Raw genomic sequence first — 22,090 nt, forward strand, 5'->3', positions numbered from 1 at the left:
GAGCGCGCATTGTAGGCGCTCAGCGAACCGGAACGTCGTAGGCCGTGGTGGGGCTGGGCTCGGGCGTGAGGGTGAAGTGCCACCACTCCTGCGGGTAGTTGGCAAAGCCCCGGCGCTGCATGGCCTGCAGCAGGGTCTGCCGGTTGCGGTACTGGGTGGGGGTGATGTCGGGCGCGTCGGTATGCGCGCGCGGGCCAAAGAAGTCGAAGTCGGTGCCCATGTCGATCACGCTGCACGGGTCGCTGCGGCAGTCGAGCAGGCCCAGGTCGACGGTGGCGCCGCGGCTGTGCCCGGAGGTTTCGGCGATGTAGCCGCCCAGCAGCGCCGGCTTGTCCAGACCGGGGTATTGCTGCGCCTTGCGCGATTGCTCGAGCGGGTCGTTGGCCCAGGCCACGAAGGAGCGCACCGACTGTGCCGGACGGTAGCAGTCGAACAGCTGCAGGCCATAGCCGCCCGCGCGCAGGTCGGCCTCCACCTGGGCCAGCGCCTTGGCCGCCGGGCGCAGCAGGAAGCACTTGGGTGCCTCGTACCCCGGTACCGGGCGGCCGGTGAAGTTGTTGGCGCCGGCGTAGCGCATGTCGAGCTTGATATCCGGCGAGAGCGTGGTGATGTCAACCAGGCCGGCCTGCTCGGCGGTACGGACCAAGGCGATGTGCACCGGCTGGGCCGACACCACCGCGGGCGCGGCCAAGGCGAGCAGCAGGCTGAGGGCAATCGCCGACGCGGGTGAAGTGCAGGTCCTGGTAGTCATAGCTGAAGTCGATATCCGGATCGATCGCGCTCAGGCGGAGCGCCGGCGGGGTGCCCGGCTCCACCTGCAGCCAGGGTTCTGCATCCGCCCCGAGGGTATCCCACTGCACCAGCCAGCGGGTATCGAGCTGCATCACGGTTCCGCGCAGTGACGGCGATTTGTCCACGCTGAAACGCAGGCTGTTGTTTTCGGGGCAGAGGCGGGCCTGGCCCAGCCAGGGGTCGCGATAGAGGCCCTGCACGGCTGAGGGATGGTCGGCGCTGCGTAGAGCCACGCCCTGCGTGGCTGCGGGATGGTCGGCGCTGCTCAGCCACGCAGGGCGTGGCTCTACGGGTTTGCGTGCCGTCGTGTCTGGCAGTACGTGGGTGGTGTTGCGGCGCTGGGTCCGTTCGGCCTGCAGCTGCCCGGAGTAACCGGCAACGGTCTGCAGCTGCTCTGGCGCGGTGTAATGCTTGAGCGCGGCCTGCATGAGCACGGTGCGCGCGTCCTCGCCTTCGCCATTGATCAGGATCACCACGCCCACCCTGCGGTCCGGCAGCAGCGCGAGCGAGGAATACATCCCCGACAACGTGCCGGTGTGGGCGACCTTCCACTGCCCGTCCATGTCCGACAGCCGCCAGCCATAGCCATAGGCGGAGAAATGCGCGTTGTCCCAGCGGCGCTGGCGTTCGCCCAGCGGCATGGGCATGTGCGCGGTCCACAGCGCGCGGCGCTGGGTATCGCTGAGCCAGCCAGGCACCAGGCTGGGATCCAGCAGGACCTGCATCCAGCGGGTCATGTCGCGCAGGCTGCAGCGGATGCCGCCAGCCGCCATCGAGGTCAGATCCGGCGCGATGTCGGTATCAGCATTGACCACCGCGTTGCGACCTTCGCGGGGGACATGCGGCTGGGCCACGTTGCCCACCTTCGCCACCGACCACGCGCCGGCCTGGCAGCGGGTCATGCCGAGCGGGCCGAAGACTTCCTCGCGCAGCAGCTGGTCATACGGCTTGCCCCCGGCGGCGGCGGCCACCTCACCGGCCACCACATACATCAGGTTGTCGTAGGCGTAACCGCTGCGGAAGCTGGTGACCGGCTTGAGATGGGCAAGACCGGCCATGATGTCGGCGCGGGTGAAGGCATTGGGTTCGGGCCAGAGCATCAGGTCGCCCGCGCCAAGGCCCAGCCCGCTGTTGTGGATGAGCAGGTCGCGCACCTGCATGTGTTCGGTGACCCACGGGTCGTGCATGCGGAACTGCGGCAGGTACTTTGTAACGGGGTCGTCCCACGCCAGCAGGCCACGGTCGACCAGCCGCGCCAGGACTGCCGCAGTCATGGCCTTGCTGTTGGACGCGATCTTGAACAGGGTGTCGGCGTCGATGGGTTCGCCACTGCCGGCGCGGCGTTCACCGGCGGTGTGGGTATAGACCACGCGGCCGTCATCCACCACGGCCATGGCCAGTCCCGGCAGCGCGTAGTGCTGCCGGGTCTGGTCGAACATCGCCTGGAAGCCGGGCTCGGCGGCTGCGGCGGTGGCCGAAGCCATGACCCCCGCCGCCACGCACGCCACCCACGGTTTCAAGACGCTCATGCGCTCAATAGTTCCACGTCACCGTGAGCTGCGCATAGCGCGGCGACTGGAACCCGGCGCCGTAACCGTACAGCGGGTTCGGCGTGCCGATGCTGTCCTGCGGCTCGTAGTCCTGGTCCACCGAGACGATGCGCTGCTGGTTGAGCACGTTGTACACGGCCAGCTTCAGGCTGATGTCCAGCGGCACCGGCACCTTGTAGGCGATGCTCATGTCCAGGTCGTAGGTCCAGGGGGTGCGGCCATCACCGGCACGCGGCGAATGCACGAACACGCGTTCGGACGGCACGCTGGACTGGCAGTTGGATACGCACACGAAATAGCTGTGGAAATCGGTGGCATCAAACGGGTTGCCTGCACCAAAGCGGGTGATCGGGCTGCCGGACTGGATGCCCAGCGTGGCCGCCACGGTCAGGTTTTCGGTGAGCGCGTAGCTGCCGCGGAACTTGAACTGGTGGCGGCGATCATTGGCCAGGTAGCCGTAGCCGCGGTAGTTGACCCATGGGTTGTCAAAGTTCTCGGTACGGCCCGAATCGGCGAAGTCGGTATCGGAATTGACTGGACCTTCGGCGTTGCCCTTGCCATAGGCCAGGGTGTAGGACGCGTTGAAGCCCCACTTGCCATCCCATGCACGGTCGACCTGGAGTTCCAGCGCCTTGTAATCACGCTTCGGCTTGACCCAGCCGCGCTGGCCCACGTAGTTGCCGTCGTCGTCATACAGCGCCCAGCCTTCGCGGGCGGTGTCGATGTCGATCCAGCCATCATTGCTGCCATCGCAATCGGTATCGCCCCACACGGTGTTGGTGCGACCCGGGTTGCCCATGATCCACACGCTGTCGACCTCACCACACTGGCCGGTCGCGGTGATGTTCATGTCATCGATGGCATTGTTCAGGCGGCGATAGGTGACGCTGGCGCCGACCGACCAGGATTCGCTGAGCATGTGCTGGAAGCCGAGGATCGCTTCATCCTGGTACACCGGGTCCATGTCGCGGTTCACTTCGGCGCGCAGGTCCGGCACGCTGCCGTCGCCCTGCGAGTTGTCCACCGGGCCGATCTGGCCGCCCAGTACCGGGATGTTGTTCCCGCCACCGGAGTAGCCGAGGAACTCGTACCAGGTACGCTCATCCAGGAAGCCGCCGGCCTGCTTGATGTTGATGACGTTGGCCACCGGCAGGAAGTAGCGGCCGAGGTTGCCGAACACCTTGGTGGTGCCATCGCCCCTGACGTCCCAGGAGAAGCCCAGGCGCGGGGCGAACATGTTGTCGATCTTGATGTAGCTGTCGCCGTCACCGCCCCTGTTGTCGAAGCCTTCCACGCGCGCGCCGATGTTCAGCAGCAGGTTGGGGGTGACCTGCCAGTTGTCTTCGATGTAGTACGCGGAGTTGATGGTCTCGAACGAACCGGCCACTTCATAGCGGCGGGTGCGCGCGACCAGTCCGCTGGCCGGCACGGTGCCGCCGTTGAGCGAGCTGCCGGGAGTGCGGTAGTAGATGTCGTAGCGCAGCCCGCCCGGACCCGGGTAGGAGCGTTCGTAATCGGAGGTGTTCTCTTCGCGGTCCAGGCCGAAGCGCAGCAGGTGGTCGCCCAGGGCCCACTCGAAGTCGGCACGGGCCGCCTTGCGGGTATCCAGCGCCGATTCCACCTGCGAGCTGCTGGTGCAGCTGCGGTCGCCCTGCAGGCCGGTGGGCACGCCCTGGCTGGCGGTGCGGTTGTCGAACACGCGGTTGCAGTTCTGGTCCATCAGGCTGCTCTGCGAACGGTTGCGCTTGTTCTCGCCATACATGAGCTTCATGGTCAGGTCGTTGTTGACCTGCCAGCTGTAGGTGCCCGACCAGTTCTTGCCGCCGACCGTGTTGTAGATCTGGTTGGTGCGGTCGCCGACGATGTCGCCGGTGGCGTAGTCGTACCTGTAGACGTCGGTGATGGTGTCGCTTTTGTCGGAGAAGCCGAACAGCGACAGCATCTGGTTGTCGGTGATCTGCCAGTCCAGCTTGCCGCCCCAGAACGGGTCATCGGCGCTGCCGCGGTTGAACACGGTGCCGGCGTCGTTGGTGGAGTTGGGCTGGTAGTCGCGCGCTTCGTACATGCCGAAGAAGAACAGCTTGTCCTGTACCAGCGCGCCGGAGGCGAACACGTTCAGGGCGCTGCGCGAGTAGTCATCCTGGCTGGCGGTGATGTAGCGGCTTCCGTTGCGGTCGTAGCGGTCGCGGGCCTGCGACTGCCACGCGCGCGGTTCCACCACCAGCTGCGCACCGGTCTGGAATTCATTGGTGCCCGAGCGGGTCACGGCGTTGATGACGCCGCCGGTGCTGCGCCCGAACTCCACCGAGTAGCCGCCGGTCTTGACCTGGAACTCCTGGTAGAAGCCGAACGGCACCGACGAGAAGCCGACCCGGTTGTAGAAGTCGGTAACGTTCAGGCCGTTGACGTACACGGTGTTTTCCGCGACCGAGGAGCCACCGAAGGAGATGCCCTGCCCGCCCAGCGAGCCCTTGCCCTTCACCGCGCCCGGCGCCAGCAGGGCGACGGCGGTGATGTCGCGGTCCACCGGCAGGCGCGAGAGCTCTTCGCGGGTGATGTTGGTGGCCGATTCGGTGGAGCGCACGTCCACCATGTTCACCACCTGGGGGGCCCTGACCTGCACTGCGCCCAAGGTGTTCACGCCGCTGACCGGCACGTTCACCGTGGTGGCATTGCCCAGGGTCACGTTGACCTGCCCTACGCGCGCCGGCGCGCCGCCGGCCACGGCCACTTCCAGGTCGTAGGTGCCCACCGGCAGCAGGGGAATGCGGTAGCTGCCGTTGGCATCGGCGCGCACCGAGCGCACGAAGCCGGTGGCCGGGTTGCGCACCGTGACCGTGGCGCCTTCCAGTTGCTGGCCCGGCTCGCTGAGCAGCCTGCCCGCCACGGAACCGTCCTGCGCCATCGCCGCCGGCGCCACGACACCGAGGCACGCACCCAATGCGACGCATAGCGCCGCCCGCTTCAAACCGTTCGCTTTCATTCCCTGCTCTCTCCTTCAAGGGTGAAAAAACAATGTTGATTACCCCACCAACGGTGGGGTGCTACCGCGGCGTGGCTGGCACCACGTGCGATTGGAAGTCGTAATTCCACTGATCGAAATACAGGTTGCCGCCGGACCATTCGACTTCACCGCGCTGCGAATCCACGGTGTCCGAACGGGGGTACCGCTTGGCCGGCTGGAACGGTTGCTGGAAGTCGTCGTTGAAGGCGATGCGGTAGGCATCGAGCCCGCCGAAGTAGAAATCGCGCAGCGCCGGGTCCGCGCTTTTCAGGCGGCCGGTGGTCACATCCATCGGCACCCAGCCGTACGGGGCCAGGTACAGCGCGCCCCAGTCGTGCAGATTGTTGTAGCCCACCGCGTCGTCCGAATAGACCATGCCCGACTGCCAGCGCGCGGGAATGCCGTTGAGCCGCAACAAGGCGATCAGCAGCAGTGTCTGCTGTCCGCAGTCGGCATGGCCAGCGTGCAGGGCGTAGTCGCTGATGTTGGAGATGGTCGAGTATTCGCGGGCGCCGGCCCACGGGATCTGGTCGACCGCGTCGAACAGCTTCTGAGCGACCCGGTAGGGGTTGGTCTCATTGCCGACCACGCGCTGCGAGAACGCACGCAACGCCGGGGTGAACACCACGTGCGGCGCTTGTTCGGCCAGGTAGGGCTGCAGCGCGGCATCGGCCGGCGTGGGCAGCACCTTGGCCGGATCGATCGCGATGTGGCGCGCGTAGACAGTGACGGCGTAGCGGATCTCGAAGCGGGTCGGCGTTCCCGCCACCGCTTTCTGCTGCAGGTGGACCGTGCGCTGCTGGGCGGCTTCGGGCGCGATCACCACTTCGCTTTTCGGGCCGATCCAGGTGATGTCTTCCTGCTGGCCGGGAATGGCGCGCGGGTAAGGAATCCAGGCCTGCAGCAGTTCGCCGGCGGGCACGGCATCGGGTTTGACCGTGATCGACTGGGTGACTTCCACGCGGCGTGGCACCAGGCTGGTGGCGCCGCTGGCCTTGGCCGCCGCGATCACTTCTTCGTGGTGCGGGGCGAGGTTCTCGTACGGGCCATCCACCGGTAGCGGGACGTTGGGTGCGCGGCGTGCCTTGGCTTCGGCGCTGACCCGGAACAGGTTGGCCGGCGCGCGCTTGAAGTAGCGGCGTTCACCGTCGATGTCCAGGTGTTCGATCAGCCCGGCGGCATCCCAGCGCGCGAACTCGTCATCGCGCAGGTCCGGGATCTGCTTGCGCACCATCGCCTTGGCGGCAGCCTCGTCCAGGGTGAAGTCCAGCCGCATGCGGCGCATCCGCTCGCGCTGGAACGCATAAGCCGCACGTGCGTCTTCGCTGAGCGCGGGATCGTTGATGGCCGCAGCGATGCGCGCGTCGGCAGCGGCAAAGTCGCCGTGGTCGATCTGCGCCACCACCGCATCCAGCGCCGGCGCCTGCGCCCCGGCCGAGGCAATGCCCAGCAGCAGGCACGCCGTCGCGGCGCGCCGGGCGAAGGTCGAGGCAGAAGAACGCGGTTTGCGTACGGGCAGATCCACGGCGACACTTCCCAAGGTGCAGGTGGTAATCGCTGTGTAACACGGGCCTGACAGGTGGTCAATAATTTATTCTTGCTTTCGCTGGAAAAAGGAATAAATATTCCTGACGCTTTCGAGGAGGGTGACCGCTCCATGATCCAGGCTTCCCCCCGCCGCCCCGCGCGGCTTGCGTGGCCGGCGCGTGCCTTGCTGGCCGCGGTGCTCGCCCTGCCCGCCGCTGCTACCTGGGCTCAGGCGCCTGTCGCCAGCCCTTCCGACTTTGCTGGCGTGGTGGGCCTGCGTGAGGCCTATCTGGACCCGGCGTTCTGGGCGGCGCGGCTGCCCGATGCCGACCGGGTGATCCTGGATCGCGCGGGCATCGCGGCGCAGAACGCGCGCATGCGCGCCGAAGACACCTCCATTCATGACCTGCGCGCCCTGCCCGCGCGCCTGCCGCGCGCCACGGTGCTGGCCGACATCCAGGCGCTCTCGCGCTGGCCGCAGAAGCTGCTGTTCGGTGAGGACGGCAAACCGGTGGCCGCCACCGCGCGTCCGGCGATCGAGGCCAACCTGGCGCTGGACGCCATTCCTGCCGAGCGCCCGCTGCAGTACGGCCTGGTCACCCACCGCGCCGCACTACGCGCATTCCCGACCGCGCTGCGGGTGTTCACCTCGCAGGGCGATACCGATATCGACCGCTTCCAGGAGTCCGCGCTGTTCCCGGGCGATGCGGTAGCGGTGCTGCATGAAAGCGCGGATGGGCAGTGGCTGTTCGTCACCAGCGAACGCTACTCGGCGTGGATCGAGAAGCGCTTCGTGGGCGTGGGGGATGCGGCCACGGTGCTGGGCTACGGCCAGCACGGTCCGTATCGCGTGGTGACCGGCGCCACCGTGTACACCGCGTTCACCCCGGAAGAGCCGCGCGTGTCGCGGCTGCAGCTGGAGATGGGCGTGCGCCTGCCGGTGCTGGCCGACTGGCCGATGGCGCAGGCCGTGAATGGCCAGCAGGCACATGGCGCGCACGTGGTGCAGTTGCCGGTCCGCAACGACGACGGCACCCTGGCCCTGGTGCCGGCCTTGCTGCCGCGTTCGCAGGATACGGCCAGCGACTACCTGCCACTGACACCGCGCAACCTGCTCAGCCAGAGCTTCAAGTTCCTGGGCGAGCGTTACGGCTGGGGCCATTCGTACGACACCCGTGACTGCAGCGGCTTCGTCTCCGAGATCTACCGCAGCTTCGGCGTGCTGGTGCCGCGCAATACCAGCGCGCAGGCGATCAGCCCGGCGCTGGACCGTATCGCCTTCAGCGACAAGGACGGCAAGGCCAAGCGCGACGCGGCCGTTCAGCAGCTGCAGGTGGGCGACCTGGTCTACATTCCCGGCCACGTGATGGTCACCATTGGCCAGCTCGACGGACAGACGTGGATGATCCACGACACCGCCGGCGGCAGCTGGTTCGGCCCGGGCGGCAAGCGCGTGCAGGCCCATCTCAATGGCGTCTCGGTGACGCCGCTGCAGCCGATGATGGCCAGCGACACCGTGAGCTATATCGACCGCATCACCAACATCCAGCGCATCCGGCCCCAGACTCCTTGATGAAAATCACCGACATTGAACTTGGCATGCTGCGCGTGCCGCTGAAAACCCCGTTCAAGACCGCACTGCGCACCGTGGACACGGTGGAAGACGTGGTGGTGCTGGTCCGCACCGATACCGGCCACACCGGCTACGGCGAGGCGCCGGCCACGGCGGTGATCACCGGCGATACCCACGGTTCGATCATCGAGGCGATCAACACCTTCATCAAGCCGCGCCTGGTCGGCCAGGACGTGGCCGAGCTCAACCGCAACTGCGCGCTGATCCAGTCATCGATGGAGCGCAACACCAGCGCCAAGGCGGCGGTGGAAATCGCGGTGTACGACCTGTGGGCGCAGCTGCACAAGGCGCCGCTGTACCAGATGCTGGGCGGTGGCGACCCGGTGATCACCACCGACATCACCATCAGCGTGGATTACATCGACAAGATGGTGGCCGATTCGCTGTCGGCGATCGACCGCGGCTTCGAGTCGCTGAAGATCAAGGTCGGCAAGGACATCGGGCTGGATATCGAGCGGGTGAAGGCGATCCATGCGGCCGTGCAGGGCCGCGCCCTGCTGCGGCTGGATGCCAACCAGGGCTGGACCGCCAAGCAGGCGGTGCATGCCATGCGCACGCTGGAAGAGGCCGGGGTGGTGCTGGAACTGCTGGAGCAGCCGGTGAAGGCGGCCGACATCAGCGGGCTGAAGTATGTGACCGACCGGGTCAACACGCCGGTGATGGCCGATGAGAGCGTGTTCAACCCGGGCCAGGTGTTCGACCTGATCCAGCAGCGCGCCGCCGACATCATCAACATCAAGCTGATGAAAACCGGCGGGCTGTCCAACGCGATCCGGATTGCCGACATCGCCGCCATCTACGGGGTGCCGTGCATGATCGGCTGCATGATCGAATCGAGCATCAGCGTGGCCGCGGCCGTGCACCTGGCGGTGGCCAAGAGCGAGGTGATCACCAAGGTGGACCTGGACGGGCCGTCGCTGGGGCAGTTCAACCCCGTCACGGGCGGGGTACAGTTCAACGAGTCGGAGATCACCATCAGCGACGCGCCCGGTCTGGGCATCACTGAAGTGCGCGGTCTGGAGATGATCAGGCCGCCGCGCTGGTAACGTGCCCCGCCCCCTTTTGATTGGAACCGTTGCCTGACCCATGCCGCCCCTGGTGAAAATCCGCTCCGAGCGTGACCACATGTCGGCAATCGAACGCCGCATCGCTGATTTCATCCTCGACAATGCCCACCTGCTGCGCGATTACTCCTCGCAGCAGCTGGCCAGCGCGCTGGGCATCAGCCAGTCCAGCGTGGTCAAGTTCAGCCAGAAGCTCGGCTTCAAGGGCTACCCGGACCTGAAGTATTCCATCGGCCAGGCCGTGGCGCGCGCCGGCAACGATCCGGGCGCCGGCCCGCCGGCCGCCGCGCCGGGCAACGATTACGACCAGCTGGCCGAGCGCCTGCGCCTGAGCCGCAACGCAGCCGACGAGGAAACCCGGCTGGCCAACCCGCAGGCGGACGTGGAAGCGATCGTGCAGCTGATCGATGGCGCGCCCAAGCTGTTCGTGTACGGGCTGGGCGATGATGGTCTGTACGCGCGCGAATTCGCGATGCGGCTGTCGCTGCTGGGCATGCTCACCGTGCACCACGCCGACCCGATCCTGATGATGGCCAACCTGTCGGCGGCGCGGCCGGGCGATGTGCTGCTGGTGTTTTCCGAATTCGGCAAGCTGCCGCAGTTGTTCCAGCTCTCGCGCCAGTTCCAGGACGTGGGCGGCAAGGTGGTGTCGATCACCCGCCACAGCGCCAACCCGCTGCGCGCGCACGCCGATGGCGCGCTGGTGGTGTGCGCGCACGATCCGGCGCCGCACGTGGCGCAACTGTTGTACCGTTCTGCCTTGCAGTCGCTGCTGGACTTCGTGTTCGTGCTGCTCTGCCACGCCAACCCGGACCGCCACCGCCAGCTCGGGGTGAACCTGGAACGGATCGAACACCTGATCGACACCTGATTCCCGGAGTGCACCCGATGCTGTCGCTGCTGCGTACCGCCTTTGCCACCGTGCTGGTTGCCAGCGCCCTGCCCGCTTCGGCACTCACCCCCGTGGCCACGCCGCTGCACGACAACGGCCAGATGATCGTGGTCACCACCGATGGCTGGGATGCCACACAGGGTAGGTTGCAGGCCTATGCACGTACCCCACAGGGCTGGCAGCCACATGGCGCCGCATTCGATGTGGCGGTGGGCCGCAGCGGCAGCGCCTGGGGCGTGGGCGTAGCGCCCGCGCCGAACGGCAGTGGGCCGCAGCAGCCGGGCGAGCCGCTGAAGAAGGAGGGTGACGGCCGCAGCCCGGCCGGCATGTTCAGCATCGGTCCGGCGTTCGGCTATGCGCCGAAGATCGCCAGCGCGATGCCCTACCAGCCGATGCTGGAGAGCAGCTACTGCATGGATGTACCCGACTCGAAGTATTACAACCGCATCGTCGATGCCGAGGTCGTAGGGGCCGACGCGGTCGAAGGGTCCACCGAACCGATGCGGCTGGACCTGCACAACAAGGGCGACGTGCGTTACCGCGAAGGCTTCGTGATCGAGCACAACCCGAACGCCGAGCCGGGCCGGGGCAGCTGCATCTTCGCGCACCTGTGGCGCACGCCGGGTGAGGCCACGGCCGGCTGCACGGCGATGCAGCCCGAACACATGCGTGGCCTGCTGGCCTGGCTCGACCCGGCCCAGCGCCCGGTGTTCGTGCTGCTGCCGCGCGCCCAGTACCAGCGCCTGCAGCAGGACTGGCAGCTGCCGCCGCTGCCCAAGGCCGCACGATGAGCGCCGCGCCCGAACCGCAACTGGAACGCGCGGTCAGCCGCTGGCAGATCGTGGGGTTGTCGATCAACGACGTGATCGGCAGTGGCATCTACCTGCTGCCGGCCGCTACCGTGCTCCTGCTGGGGCCGTTCAGCCTGTGGGGCGTGGTGGCGGCAGGCATCGTGGTGGCACTGCTGGTGCTCTGTTACGCGCAGGCGGCCAGTTATTTCGATGAGCCCGGCGGCAGTTATCTGTATGCGCGCGAGGCGTTCGGGCGCTTTGCCGGGTTCGAGATCGGCTGGATGATCTGGCTGACCCGGATCAGTTCGGCCGCCGCGTTGAGCAACGCGCTGGCCGATGCGGTGGCACGGTTCTGGCCCTGGGCCGGGCACGATGTGGGCCGGGTGCTGGTGATCGTGGCCTCGCTGGGGTTCCTGACCGCGGTGAACGTGGCCGGTGTGCGCTCGGCAGCGCGGACCGGGATCGTGCTGGTGATCGGCAAGATGCTGCCGCTGCTGCTGTTCGTGGCGATCGGCGCGTTCTACGTGGATACCGACCTGGCCTTCTCCGGCACCCGCCCGGACCCGCATGACCTGCAGCGCATGGGCGAGGCGGCGTTGCTGCTGCTGTATGCCTATGCCGGCTTCGAGAACATCCCGGCTGCAGCCGGTGAGTACCGCAACCCGCGCCGCGACATCCCGTTCGCGCTGATCACCATGATCATCACGGTAACGGTGATCTACGGCGCGGTGCAGTTCATCGCGCAGGGCACGTTGCCGGGCCTGGCCGATTCGGCCACCCCGCTGGCCGATGCCGCCGCCGGCTTCGGCGGTGAGGCGCTGGCCCTGATCCTCACGGTGGGCGCGACGATTTCCATCCTGGGCACCAACAGCAACACGATGATGATGGGCCCGCGCTTCCTGTTCGCGCTGGCGCGCGATGGCTACGGGCCGAAGCTGCTGGCGCAGGTGCATCCGCGCTTCCGCACGCCGGCCGCGGCGATCATCACCCAGGGCCTGATCGCGCTGGTGCTGGCGTTGTCCGGCTCGTTCGTGCAGCTGGCGCTGCTGTCGATGACCACGCGCCTGTTCGCGTACATCGGCACGGCGGCGGCTGTGATCGTGCTGGCCCGCCGCTTCCGCGACCGCCCCGGCGCGCTGAAGCTGCCCGGTGGCCCGCTGATTCCGATCCTGGCACTGGTGCTGTGCCTGGCGCTGTTTGCCAGTGCCAGCTGGCAGAACATCGTGGCTGCGCTGATCGCGTTCGCGGTTGGCGCGGTGATCTACCTGCTGCCGCGCAAGACGGTGTGAGCGAGCCGCGCTTGATGCGCTGTTCACCCCGTGCGCCCGCGGCGTTAACCCGGTGCCGGGTACGGTGAAGCCTCACCCCACCGGAGCCAGACATGAGCCCTGATTACCAGATTCCCGGCCGGGTGCCGGAAGACGGCGTACCGCGCGAAGCAGTGTCCGATTACTGGCGCGAGCGCTTCAGCGCCGAGCCGTATTACGACAGCGAACAGACCTTCGAAGATTACGAGCCGGCCTATTACCTGGGCCACAGCGCGCGGTTGGGCGGTACCCGCGCCGATGAGATCATCCAGGCCTACGAGCAGGTCGAAGCCGAACTTGAATCGCGCTGGGCGCGTGAACAGGCCACCAGCAAGTTGACCTGGGCCCAGGCCCGCAACGCGGTGCGTCGTGGTTGGGACGAGTCCACCGCCCTGCACCAGGCCCACCTGGACAAGGGCGTACCGCGCGGCACCTGAGTACCGCGCGGCGCGACGCGGGATTATTCCGCGCGCGGAATCGGCGGAATCTCGCGGTCACCCGCGGCCATCAGGTCGCGGGTGTTTTTCTGTACGGCCACGGCGCCAAACAGGCTCAGCGCGAAGGCCATGCCGTAGAAGCCCTTTCGCTGAGCAGCAGGGTGGCGTTCCACAACCCCACCAGCAGCAGCAACAGCGACACGAGCAGCGCGAACCAGCACAGCGCGTAATAGAGCGCACTCACCGGGATGCCTTCCACCCGGTCGCGCACGCTCTTCTGCAGCGAGACTGCGGCGAACAGACCGAACAGCAGCAGGGTGAGGTAGTAGCCCTTCTCGTTCAGGGCCATTTCGGCATTGAACAGGCCGACCAGGTACGCCACGGCGCCCAGCAGCAGTGCGGTCCACGAGGCGGCGATGAACGCCGGAGACGGCTTGGTGACCTGAGGCTTCATTGTTCAAACTCCCTTTTGATGGCGCCTACGGTAGCCGATTCCCCCGCACCCGCCTACGGGGGTGACGTATGGTCCACGCCCCCTTGATGGTCATGGTGTACAACAACGGCTGGCCATTCGCGTCCCCTTCCGGAGATCTCCCATGACCCGCCACCTGCTGCTGACCCTTGCCCTCGCCGCCACCCCGGCCCTGTTCACCACCGCCTGCGTGGCCGCGGATACGCCCGGGGCGGCCTCCGCGCCCGCGCTGGAAAAGGCGCAGTGGCCGTTCACCGCCACTGAATTTGCCACCTTCGACCAGCCGTGGGCGATGAGCTTCCTGCCCGATGGCAGCCTGCTGGTGACCGAGAAGGAAGGCAGGCTGAAGCGCTTCAACCTGACCACCCGCAAGAGCGCGGAGATCACCGGCGTGCCCAAGGTGGCCTACGGCGGCCAGGGCGGCTTCGGTGATGTGCTGCCGCACCCGGATTTCGCCCGGAACGGCGTTGTGTACCTGAGCTACGCCGAGGAAGGCGACAAGGACACGCGCGGGGCGGCGGTCGGTCGCGCCAAGCTGGTGCTTGCCGCCGATGGCAGCGGCACGCTGGAAGACTTCAAGGTGATCTGGCGCCAGACCCCGAAGGTGGATGGCAAGGGGCACTACGGCCACCGCCTGGCCTTCGGGCCGGACGGCAAGCTGTGGATCACCTCCAGCGAGCGCCAGAAGTTCGATCCGGCGCAGGACATGTCCGGCAACCTGGGCAAGATCATCCGCCTCAACGATGATGGCAGCGTGCCGAGCGACAACCCGTTCGCCTCCCAGGGCGGCGTGGCCGCGCAGGTCTGGTCGCTGGGCCATCGCAACGCGCTCGGCATCGCCTTCGACGCACGCGGCAAGCTGTGGGTGCACGAAATGGGCCCGGCCGGTGGCGATGAGTTGAACCTGATCACGCGCGGCGCGAACTACGGCTACCCGATCGTGTCCAACGGCAACCATTACGACGGCCGCGACATTCCCGACCACAGCACGCGGCCGGAATTCGCCGCCCCGAAGGTGACCTGGACCCCGGTGATTTCGCCGGCCGGTTTCATCATCTACAGCGGCACGCTGTTCCCGCAGTGGACCGGCAGCGGCTTCATCGGCGGGCTGTCGTCCACCTCGCTGGTGCGGGTAGCCTTCGACGGTGACAACGCGCGCGAAGCCGAGCGCTTCCTGATGGGCGAACGCATCCGCGAAGTGGAACAGGGTCCGGATGGCGCGATCTGGCTGCTGGAAGATGGCAGCAAGGGCAAGCTGTTGAAGCTCACCCCGAAGGGGTGATGCAGGTGGGAGCGCCGGGCGATGCCCGGCCTTCCCCGCCGACGTTCATGCCTTGACCGAACGCGGGCAATGCCACGGCGGTCGATCGGGATGCGACCCTACCAGCGCGCAGTCCCGACCGGCCCAACCGGCCCGGTCGGCGGTTCGGCGGCGCTGGGGGTAGGGTCGGTTCCCAAACGACTGCCGCTGCGCCATCAACATCCGGTAACGCATGACCTCCAACGAAGGCATGCGTCATTGCCCGATATTGTTGACCTTGACGTCGCTCTTGGTGCATTCCTTGTCCAGGCAGGTGCCGTTGATCCACACCTCGCCCTGGCCCAGCATCACGCCCTGCCAGTTGACGAACAGCGTGTCGAACTTCTGCTCGGCAATCAGCTTCGCCAGCGCCGGGGTCACGATCTTGTCGTAGTCGCGCTGGAAGGCGGCAGCATCAGCCACCTTCTGGTTCTTGCCACCGATGGTGACCCGCACGGGGTACCGCATCAGCCCGGCGACGGCCGCGCGGTCACCTGCGGCCACGCCATGCTGCAGTTCGTTGAACACGCTTTCGTAGGGAGCCGCATCCCCCAGCAGCTTGGTGATGCGCTCGCGTGCGCCACCCTCGGCTTCGGCAGATGCATCCGCAGCGGGCGTAGCCGCCGAATCGGTCCCCGCCACCGGCGGTGCGGTATCCGGCGTGGCTGCCGTGCTCGGTTCCACCGCATCCGGTGACAACCCGGCCTGCGGCGCATCCTCTGCGGCGGTGGGCGTGGTGGCCGGCGGCGAGGTCGAGGGCGCCGCCGCCTCATTGGCCGGCGGCGTGGGCTGGCTGCAGGCAGCCAGCATCAACGTGGGAAGCAGGATCTTGATCAGGCGCATGCACGGCTCCGTCGGTATCGCGAAGATGCGAGCGTAGCCGGAAGCGCGTGGAATACCGATGACGGTAGTGCCAGGCCCTGCCTGGCAACCGCGCGGTGATGGTCCGCCGGGCAGGGCCCGGCGCCACGTCACTTGGCCAGCAGCTCGAAGAGCACCGGCTCACCGGCAGCAGACGACGCACACACCCACACGTCGAACTGGCCCGGCTCCGCACCGAACACGCCATCACGCCCGGTGAAGCCCAGCGCATGACGATCCAGCGTGAAGCGCACCTCCGTGCTCTCGCCCGGCTGCAACGCTACCTTGCGGAAATCCTTCAGCTCGCGCACCGGCCGCACGCGGCTGGCGACACGGTCGTGGATGTACAGCTGGACCACTTCCTCACCCGCCACCGCGCCGGTGTTGGTGAGCGTGGTGGTGATCTCCAGCGTGTCATCCCAGCCCAGCTGTGCGCTGCTCAGCTGCGGCACGCCATAACCGAAGCTGGTGTAGCCGATGCCGTGCCCGAACGGATACAGCGCCGCGTTGGGAATCTCGCGCCAGCGCGCCTTGAACTCCGACATGGTCGGCAGTTCCGGGCGGCCGGTGCGCGGGTGGTTGTAGAAGAACGGCTGCTGCCCCGATACCTGCGGGAAGCTCACCGGCAGGCGGCCGGACGGGTTGTAATCGCCGAACAGCACATCGGCCACGGCCGGGCCGGTCTGCGTGCCCAGATACCAGGTGACGGCCACAGCCTGCGCATTGCGCACCGCCCCCTGCAGGGCCAGTGCGCGACCATTGCGCAGCAGCACCACCAGCGGCTTGCCGGTCATCGCCACCGCCTCGGCCAGCGCCTGCTGCGGCGCCGGCAGGGTGATTTCCACCCGCGACTGCGCTTCGCCGCTGTAGCGCTGCGGCTCGCCCAGCGCCAGCACCACCACGTCCGCACGCAGCGCCGCAGCCACGGCCTGTTCGATGCCGTCCTGCACGGCCGCTTCCAGGTCGCAGCCGGGCACGACCTCCAGCAGGCTTTCATCGCTGATCGCCGCGCGCACGCCAGCTTCCAGGGTGACGTAGCGGTCCTTGTCGCCAAACAGCGTCCAGCAGCCTTCGATGTTGTCACGGTCCTGCACGAACGGTCCGATCAGGGCGATCTTCTGCCCGGCCTTGCGCAGCGGCAGCACGTTGCCCTCGTTTTTCAGCAGGACGATGGAACGGCGCGCGGCATCGCGCGAAAGTTCATCGTGCGCAGCGATGTACGAGGTATCGGCTTCGCGCACCGGATCCAGCGAACGGTAGGGATTGTCGAACAGGCCGATCGCTTCCTTCAGATTGAGGATGCGGCGCACCGATTCATCCAGCGTGGCCATCGGCACCTCGCCGCTGTCGATCAGGCCCGGCAGGTGTTCGGCATAGAAGCCGCTCTGCATGCTCAGGTCCAGGCCAGCGGTGAACGCCTTGGCGGTGGCATCGCGGTCGTCGGCGGCATAACCGTGCGCGACCAGTTCCATGTCGGCGGTGTAATCGGAGATCACCACGCCGGGGAACTGCCATTCACCGCGCAGGATGTCGGTAAGCAGTTCGGCGTTGGCGCTGGCGGGCACGCCGTTGATGTCGTTGAAAGAGGACATCACGGTGATCGCGCCGGCGTCGAACGCGGCCTTGAACGGCGGCAGGTGCACGTCGCGCAGGGTCTGCGGCGAGATGTCCACCATGTTGTATTCCATGCCGGCCATCACCGCGCCGTAGGCGGCGAAGTGCTTCGGGGTGGACAGCAGCGCGTCGGCGGCGCGCAGGTCCGGGCCCTGGAAGCCGCGCACGCGGGCGGCGGCGAACGCACAGCCCAGCACCACGTCTTCCCCGGCGCCTTCGGCACCGCGGCCCCAGCGCTGGTCGCGGGCGATGTCCACCGCCGGTGCGTAGGTCCAGTGCAGGCCCGCCGCGGTGGCTTCGACGGCCGTCGCGCGCGCGGTGCGTTCGGCCAGGTCCGGTTCGAAGCTGGCCGCTTCGCCCAGCGGGATCGGGAACACGGTGCGCATGCCGTGGATGACGTCGGCGGCGAGGATCACCGGAATGCCCAGGCGGCTTTCCTCCAGGGCAACCTGCTGGATGCGGCGGCCCGCTTCGACGCCCACGCCGTTGAACAGCGAGCCCACCTTGCCTTCGCGCACCTGCTGCAGCACCTGGTCGGCATTGCTGACATTGGCTTCGGGGTTCACGTCCGGCGCGAACGGCCGAACCATGTCCGCGAACACACCCAGCTGGCCGACCTTTTCTTCGACGGTCATCTGGGCAATGAGTGTTTCGATGCGATCGGAGGCCACCGGCTATCCTTATGAAAACGTTTACAAGGCCGAGATTCTAGCGTTCCCGCCGCCAGCAAAGCAAAGCGCGGGGCTGAGGAGCTTACTCTGCGGCGGGCCGCTGCTGCTGTGTGGCCATCAACATGGCATCGCTGGAGGCCTGGAACACGCGCAGCCCAAACGCCGGCAGGATCGCCAGCAGGTGGTCGAACACATCCGACTGGATGCCCTCGTAGCTGGCCCAGGCGGTGGTCCGGGTAAAGCAGTACACCTCCAGCGGCAAGCCTTCGGTGGTGGGTTGCAGTTGCCGTACCAGCAACGTCATATCCGTATGGATGCCAGGGTGCTGGTGCAGGTAGCGCTCCACGTAGGCACGGAAGGTGCCCAGATTGGTGACCCGGCGCGCGTTCACCGCAGCAACGCCCTTCGCCTCCAGCTGGGTGTTCCATTCGGTGAGCTCGGCCTGCTTTTCACGCAGGTAGTCGCCCAGCACCGCGAACTGCTCCAGCCGCTGCAGCGCCGCCGCGTCCAGGAACGCCACGCTGTGCTGGTCCAGGTACAACGCGCGCTTGATCCGGCGGCCGCCTGCTTCCTGCATGCCGCGCCAGTTCTTGAACGACTCGGTGACCAGCTTCTTGGTCGGGATGGTGGTGATGGTCTTATCGAAGTTCTGCACGGTGATGGTGTGCAGGGCGATATCGATCACATCGCCATCGGCGTTCTGGCTGGGCATCTCGATCCAGTCGCCGAGCCGCACGCGGCCATCGCCGCTGATCTGCACGCTGGCCACCAGCGACAGAATGGTGTCCTGGAAGATCAGCATCAGCACGGCGGTGGCGGCGCCCAGGCCGGCCACCATCGGACCCAGCTTCACCCCCAACAGGGTGGCGATGATGGACAAACCGGCCACGACGAACACCACGATCTTCACTACCTGCAGGTAGCCCTTGATCGGCTTGCTGCGGGCATCGGGGCGGCGTTCGTACAGCTCGTTGGCCGCATCCAGCGCATGCGAAACCGCCAGCGCCACGGTCAGCACCGCCCATGCCTGGCAGGCGCTGATCACGCCCGACACCAGCTGCGGCGGCAGGTCCGGCACGATGCGGATGCCGGCGGCGATGACCATGCTGGGCACCACGTTGGACAGGCGCGAGATCACCCGCAGGTTGCTGCCGCCTTCGGTACCGGGCAGGCGGCGCACCAGTCGGCGCAGGCCGCGCAGCAGGATGCGCTTGGTGACGAAGTTGGCCAGCCAGGCGGCCAGCGCCAGCGCGCACAGGACGATGGTGGTGTAGGCCCAGGGCCAGGGTTCGAGGGTTTGCTGCAGGCCTTCCAGCCATTGCACGGCGATTACTGCATCTGTCATTTCTTGGGGGTCTCTCATTACTGCCAGGGCCGGCCAACGGCCGGCGCTACCGGGGCAGCTTCAGGCGGCGCTGCGTTCGATGATCACGCCTACCGCTTTGGCGCCGCGCACGGCGCCGGGCTTGCTCAGCTTCAGGCGCAGCCACTGCACGTTGAATTCGCGCAGCACGATCTCGGCGATGCGCTCGGCCAGGGTTTCGACCAGGCCGAAGTCGGATTCGCGCACGAACTGCTCGATGCGCTTGCTGACGGCCTTGTAGTTCAGGGTGTCGGCGATGTCGTCGCTGGCCGCCGGCTTACGGTTGTCAAAACCCATTTCCAGATCGAAGCGCAGGGTCTGGCGGATTCGCCGTTCCCAGTCGTAGATCCCGATCAGGGCATCGATCTCAAGCCCTTCGATGAATACCTTGTCCATAGGAGTGCCACGTAGAAGATGGCAACCATGGTAACGGGACGGCCCCGAACGTGCCTCGAACCGGTGCCTGACGGCGCCCGGTGTGAAATACCTCTTGTCCCCAGGTGGAGATGGGATACCCATCCGCGAGTCCCGCTGGCGCGTGAGGCAGAAATTACGTGGGCGGCACTACGCCGTCACCCATTGTTGAATAGTGAAGCTGCGCTGCCCGCGCGCAGCGGCATGGATGGCCGGACACGATAGGGTGAGGCCACTGCTGCGGAATCGACCAGTCTGACGCTGACTACTGCACCGCCGGCAGCGTCGCCATGTCCCAGCGCGGGGTGACCTGCACCTGCGGCGGGTTGTGCTGGCCGGCCTGCAGACGCAGCGCGCCGGCGAAGGCGATCATGGCGCCGTTGTCGGTGCACAGCGAAGGGCGCGGGAAGCAGGCGCGGCCACCACGGCGTTCGGCCATCTGCTGCAGCTTGGCCCGCAGGCGCTTGTTGGCGCCCACGCCACCGGCCACGACGATCACGTCGGTACCGGCCGCATCCAGCGCGCGCTCGCATTTGATGGCCAGGGTTTCGACCACGGCATCTTCAAAGCCGCGCGCGATGTCGGCGCGGGTCTGCTCGCTCTGGTCGCTGTCGCGCCAGGCCAGCAGCACCTGGGTCTTCAGGCCGGAGAAGCTGAAATCCAGCCCGGGCCGGTCGGTCATCGGGCGGGTGAACTTGAACCTGCCCGGGGTGCCCTTTTCGGCGAGGGCTGCCAGCTGTGGGCCGCCCGGGTACGGCAGGCCCATCAGCTTGGCGGTCTTGTCGAAGGCCTCGCCGGCGGCGTCGTCCAGGGTCTCGCCGAGCAGGCGGTACTGGCCAATCCGGTCCACCGCCACCAGCTGGGTATGCCCGCCGGACACCAGCAGGGCCACGAATGGCGGCTCCGGCGGGTCGTCCTCCATCAGCGGGGCCAGCAGGTGCCCTTCCATATGGTGGACACCCACCGCAGGCACCTCCAGCGCCCAGGCCAGCGATCGGGCCACGCCCGCACCCACCAGCAGGGCGCCGACCAGCCCCGGGCCGGCCGTATAGGCCACCCCGTCGATGTCGCCCACGCCCAACCCGGCCTCGGCCAGGGTCTGGCGGATCAGGGGGAGCAGCTTGCGCACGTGGTCGCGGCTGGCCAGTTCGGGCACCACTCCGCCGTATTCGGCGTGAAGGGCGATCTGGCTGTAGACGGCATGGGCGCGCAGGGCGTCCGGGCCGGCCACGGCGGTGTCATACACCGCTACGCCGGTCTCATCGCAGGAAGATTCGATACCAAGGACTCGCATAACGGGTATTATGGACCTCTTGAGGCCTTGGCAGACGTACCGCCGACGTGCCCTTCACTACCCCAGGCCAGGATCTTTGCCGGGGTGGGTTGCAACTTCTTTTCTCGCCGCTATAATGTGCGGCTCTCACCGGGCGTGACCCGGTTCTACTGTGTCCCGGAGATTCCATGCCCAGCGTTAAAGTCCGCGAGAACGAGCCCTTCGAGTTTGCGCTCCGTCGCTTCAAGCGCACCTGCGAAAAGGCCGGCGTGCTGGCCGAAACCCGCAAGCGCGAGTTCTACGAAAAGCCGACCCAGGAGCGCAAGCGTAAGGCTGCTGCTGCTGTGAAGCGTCAGCTGCGCCGCTCGTCGCGCGACGTCACCAAGCGTCAGCGCCTGTACTGATCGGACGCAACTTCGATGCGGCAGGCTGGTCCTGTCGCGGCGGAGCCGAAGCCGGAACGCGCGAGCGTTACCGGCTTTTTGCGTTTCCACCCTTTTCACCGATACGAGGTGTTCCATGAGCCTGAAGCTGCAGCTCACCGAAGACATGAAGGCCGCCATGAAGGCGGGCGAAAAGCACAAGCTGGGCGTGATCCGCCTGATCAACGCCGCCATCAAGCAGCGTGAAGTGGATGAGCGCATCGAGCTGGACGATGCCGCCGTCATCGCCGTGCTGGACAAGATGGTCAAGCAGCGCAAGGACTCGGTCAGCCAGTACGAAGCGGCCAACCGTGAAGACCTGGCCCAGATCGAGCGTGACGAGCTGGCGGTGATCGACACCTACCTGCCGGCCAAGATGGGCGAAGCCGAGATCGTGGCTGCGATCCAGGCCGCCATCGCCGAAACCGGCGCCGCCAGTGCTGCCGACATGGGCAAGCTGATGGGCGCGCTGAAGCCGAAGCTGGCCGGCCAGGCCGACATGGGCCTGGTGTCCAAGCTGGTGAAGGCGCACTTCGCCGGTTGAGTTTGAGAGGGACACGACCAACGGTCGTGTCCTACCGGGTGGCGTCACGGCCCCCGCGGCCGGTGTCGTCCTCGGGCGGCTTCGCACCATGCGGTAGGCACCGACCGTTGGTCGGTGCATGTTTCACCCGGTCTTCGAACCGGGCCTGCTAGAAATCCA

The 22,090-nt window shown here is 67.0% G+C and carries 18 protein-coding genes and 1 pseudogene; 9 read left to right on the forward strand and 10 right to left on the reverse strand.

Features of this window, described 5'->3' with window-relative positions:
- Positions 1–19: 19 nt before the first annotated feature.
- The 4 genes from ACGFZ3_RS09710 to ACGFZ3_RS09725 form a co-directional block, all read right to left on the reverse strand.
- Positions 20–691: a M15 family metallopeptidase gene (locus ACGFZ3_RS09710; RefSeq protein ID WP_392919811.1), complete on the reverse strand. Its 672-nt coding sequence runs from the start codon at positions 689–691 to the stop codon at positions 20–22.
- Complete coding sequence (locus ACGFZ3_RS09715) at positions 612–2,321, reverse strand: serine hydrolase domain-containing protein (RefSeq protein WP_392919814.1); 1,710 nt, start codon at positions 2,319–2,321, stop codon at positions 612–614. The genes ACGFZ3_RS09710 and ACGFZ3_RS09715 overlap by 80 nt, the downstream gene beginning before the upstream one ends.
- Before the next feature lie 4 nt (positions 2,322–2,325).
- On the reverse strand, positions 2,326–5,325 hold the full coding sequence (locus tag ACGFZ3_RS09720; RefSeq protein ID WP_392919817.1) for a carboxypeptidase regulatory-like domain-containing protein: 3,000 nt from the start codon (positions 5,323–5,325) through the stop codon (positions 2,326–2,328).
- Between the two features lie 61 nt (positions 5,326–5,386).
- A complete protein-coding gene (locus ACGFZ3_RS09725; RefSeq protein ID WP_392919820.1) occupies positions 5,387–6,871 on the reverse strand; it encodes a transglutaminase-like domain-containing protein in 1,485 nt (494 codons plus the stop codon).
- A gap of 132 nt (positions 6,872–7,003) precedes the next feature.
- On the opposite strand from ACGFZ3_RS09725, the gene ACGFZ3_RS09730 reads away from it, so the two are divergent.
- The 6 genes from ACGFZ3_RS09730 to ACGFZ3_RS09755 all read left to right on the forward strand — a co-directional run bounded on the left by ACGFZ3_RS09730 (position 7,004) and on the right by ACGFZ3_RS09755 (position 12,997).
- Positions 7,004–8,446 carry an SH3 domain-containing protein gene (locus ACGFZ3_RS09730; RefSeq protein WP_392919823.1) on the forward strand — a complete coding sequence of 481 codons (1,443 nt, stop codon included), beginning with the start codon at positions 7,004–7,006 and terminating at the stop codon, positions 8,444–8,446.
- Positions 8,446–9,552, forward strand: a complete 1,107-nt coding sequence (locus ACGFZ3_RS09735; RefSeq protein WP_392919826.1) for a dipeptide epimerase — start codon at positions 8,446–8,448, stop codon at positions 9,550–9,552. Before ACGFZ3_RS09730 ends, ACGFZ3_RS09735 begins: the two co-directional genes overlap by 1 nt.
- Before the next feature lie 40 nt (positions 9,553–9,592).
- Positions 9,593–10,441, forward strand: a complete 849-nt coding sequence (locus ACGFZ3_RS09740) for a MurR/RpiR family transcriptional regulator (protein ID WP_392919829.1) — start codon at positions 9,593–9,595, stop codon at positions 10,439–10,441.
- Positions 10,442–10,458: 17 nt separating this feature from the next.
- The gene (locus ACGFZ3_RS09745) at positions 10,459–11,253 is read left to right on the forward strand and encodes a L,D-transpeptidase (RefSeq protein ID WP_392919832.1); all 795 of its coding nucleotides are present in this window, start codon (positions 10,459–10,461) and stop codon (positions 11,251–11,253) included.
- Positions 11,250–12,542 carry an APC family permease gene (locus tag ACGFZ3_RS09750; RefSeq protein ID WP_392919835.1) on the forward strand — a complete coding sequence of 431 codons (1,293 nt, stop codon included), beginning with the start codon at positions 11,250–11,252 and terminating at the stop codon, positions 12,540–12,542. Before ACGFZ3_RS09745 ends, ACGFZ3_RS09750 begins: the two co-directional genes overlap by 4 nt.
- 92 nt (positions 12,543–12,634) lie before the next feature.
- Entirely contained in the window at positions 12,635–12,997 is a 363-nt protein-coding gene (locus ACGFZ3_RS09755) for a hypothetical protein (RefSeq protein WP_282246945.1), read from the forward strand.
- A gap of 23 nt (positions 12,998–13,020) precedes the next feature.
- Here ACGFZ3_RS09755 and yiaA read toward each other — a convergent pair.
- Positions 13,021–13,451: pseudogene (gene yiaA / locus ACGFZ3_RS09760) on the reverse strand (inner membrane protein YiaA).
- Between the two features lie 142 nt (positions 13,452–13,593).
- Between yiaA and ACGFZ3_RS09765 the strand changes: the two are divergent.
- Positions 13,594–14,751, forward strand: coding sequence for a PQQ-dependent sugar dehydrogenase (locus tag ACGFZ3_RS09765; RefSeq protein WP_392919839.1), 1,158 nt, complete (start codon positions 13,594–13,596; stop codon positions 14,749–14,751).
- 234 nt (positions 14,752–14,985) lie between these two features.
- Here the strand turns inward: ACGFZ3_RS09765 and ACGFZ3_RS09770 are convergent, their stop codons facing one another.
- From ACGFZ3_RS09770 to tsaD, 5 genes are all read right to left on the reverse strand, one after another.
- Positions 14,986–15,612 (reverse strand): hypothetical protein, encoded by a 627-nt coding sequence (locus tag ACGFZ3_RS09770; RefSeq protein WP_392919842.1) that lies wholly within the window; start codon positions 15,610–15,612, stop codon positions 14,986–14,988.
- A 128-nt stretch (positions 15,613–15,740) separates the two neighbouring features.
- A complete protein-coding gene (gene bglX / locus ACGFZ3_RS09775; protein ID WP_392919845.1) occupies positions 15,741–17,915 on the reverse strand; it encodes a beta-glucosidase BglX in 2,175 nt (724 codons plus the stop codon).
- Positions 17,916–17,997: 82 nt separating this feature from the next.
- A complete protein-coding gene (locus ACGFZ3_RS09780; RefSeq protein ID WP_392919848.1) occupies positions 17,998–19,260 on the reverse strand; it encodes a mechanosensitive ion channel family protein in 1,263 nt (420 codons plus the stop codon).
- 60 nt (positions 19,261–19,320) lie between these two features.
- Positions 19,321–19,674 carry a dihydroneopterin aldolase gene (gene folB / locus ACGFZ3_RS09785; protein WP_314104877.1) on the reverse strand — a complete coding sequence of 118 codons (354 nt, stop codon included), beginning with the start codon at positions 19,672–19,674 and terminating at the stop codon, positions 19,321–19,323.
- Between the two features lie 283 nt (positions 19,675–19,957).
- On the reverse strand, positions 19,958–20,986 hold the full coding sequence (gene tsaD, locus ACGFZ3_RS09790) for a tRNA (adenosine(37)-N6)-threonylcarbamoyltransferase complex transferase subunit TsaD (protein ID WP_392919852.1): 1,029 nt from the start codon (positions 20,984–20,986) through the stop codon (positions 19,958–19,960).
- Positions 20,987–21,153: 167 nt separating this feature from the next.
- Here tsaD and rpsU point away from each other — a divergent pair, with 167 nt between their 5' ends.
- Both rpsU and ACGFZ3_RS09800 read left to right on the forward strand, forming a co-directional pair.
- Entirely contained in the window at positions 21,154–21,369 is a 216-nt protein-coding gene (rpsU, locus tag ACGFZ3_RS09795; protein ID WP_002808376.1) for a 30S ribosomal protein S21, read from the forward strand.
- Between the two features lie 115 nt (positions 21,370–21,484).
- Entirely contained in the window at positions 21,485–21,931 is a 447-nt protein-coding gene (locus ACGFZ3_RS09800) for a GatB/YqeY domain-containing protein (protein WP_392919855.1), read from the forward strand.
- Positions 21,932–22,090: the final 159 nt, after the last annotated feature.

The sequence above is a fragment of the Stenotrophomonas sp. NPDC047960 genome, assembly GCF_043204395.1.
Classification (GTDB): domain Bacteria; phylum Pseudomonadota; class Gammaproteobacteria; order Xanthomonadales; family Xanthomonadaceae; genus Stenotrophomonas.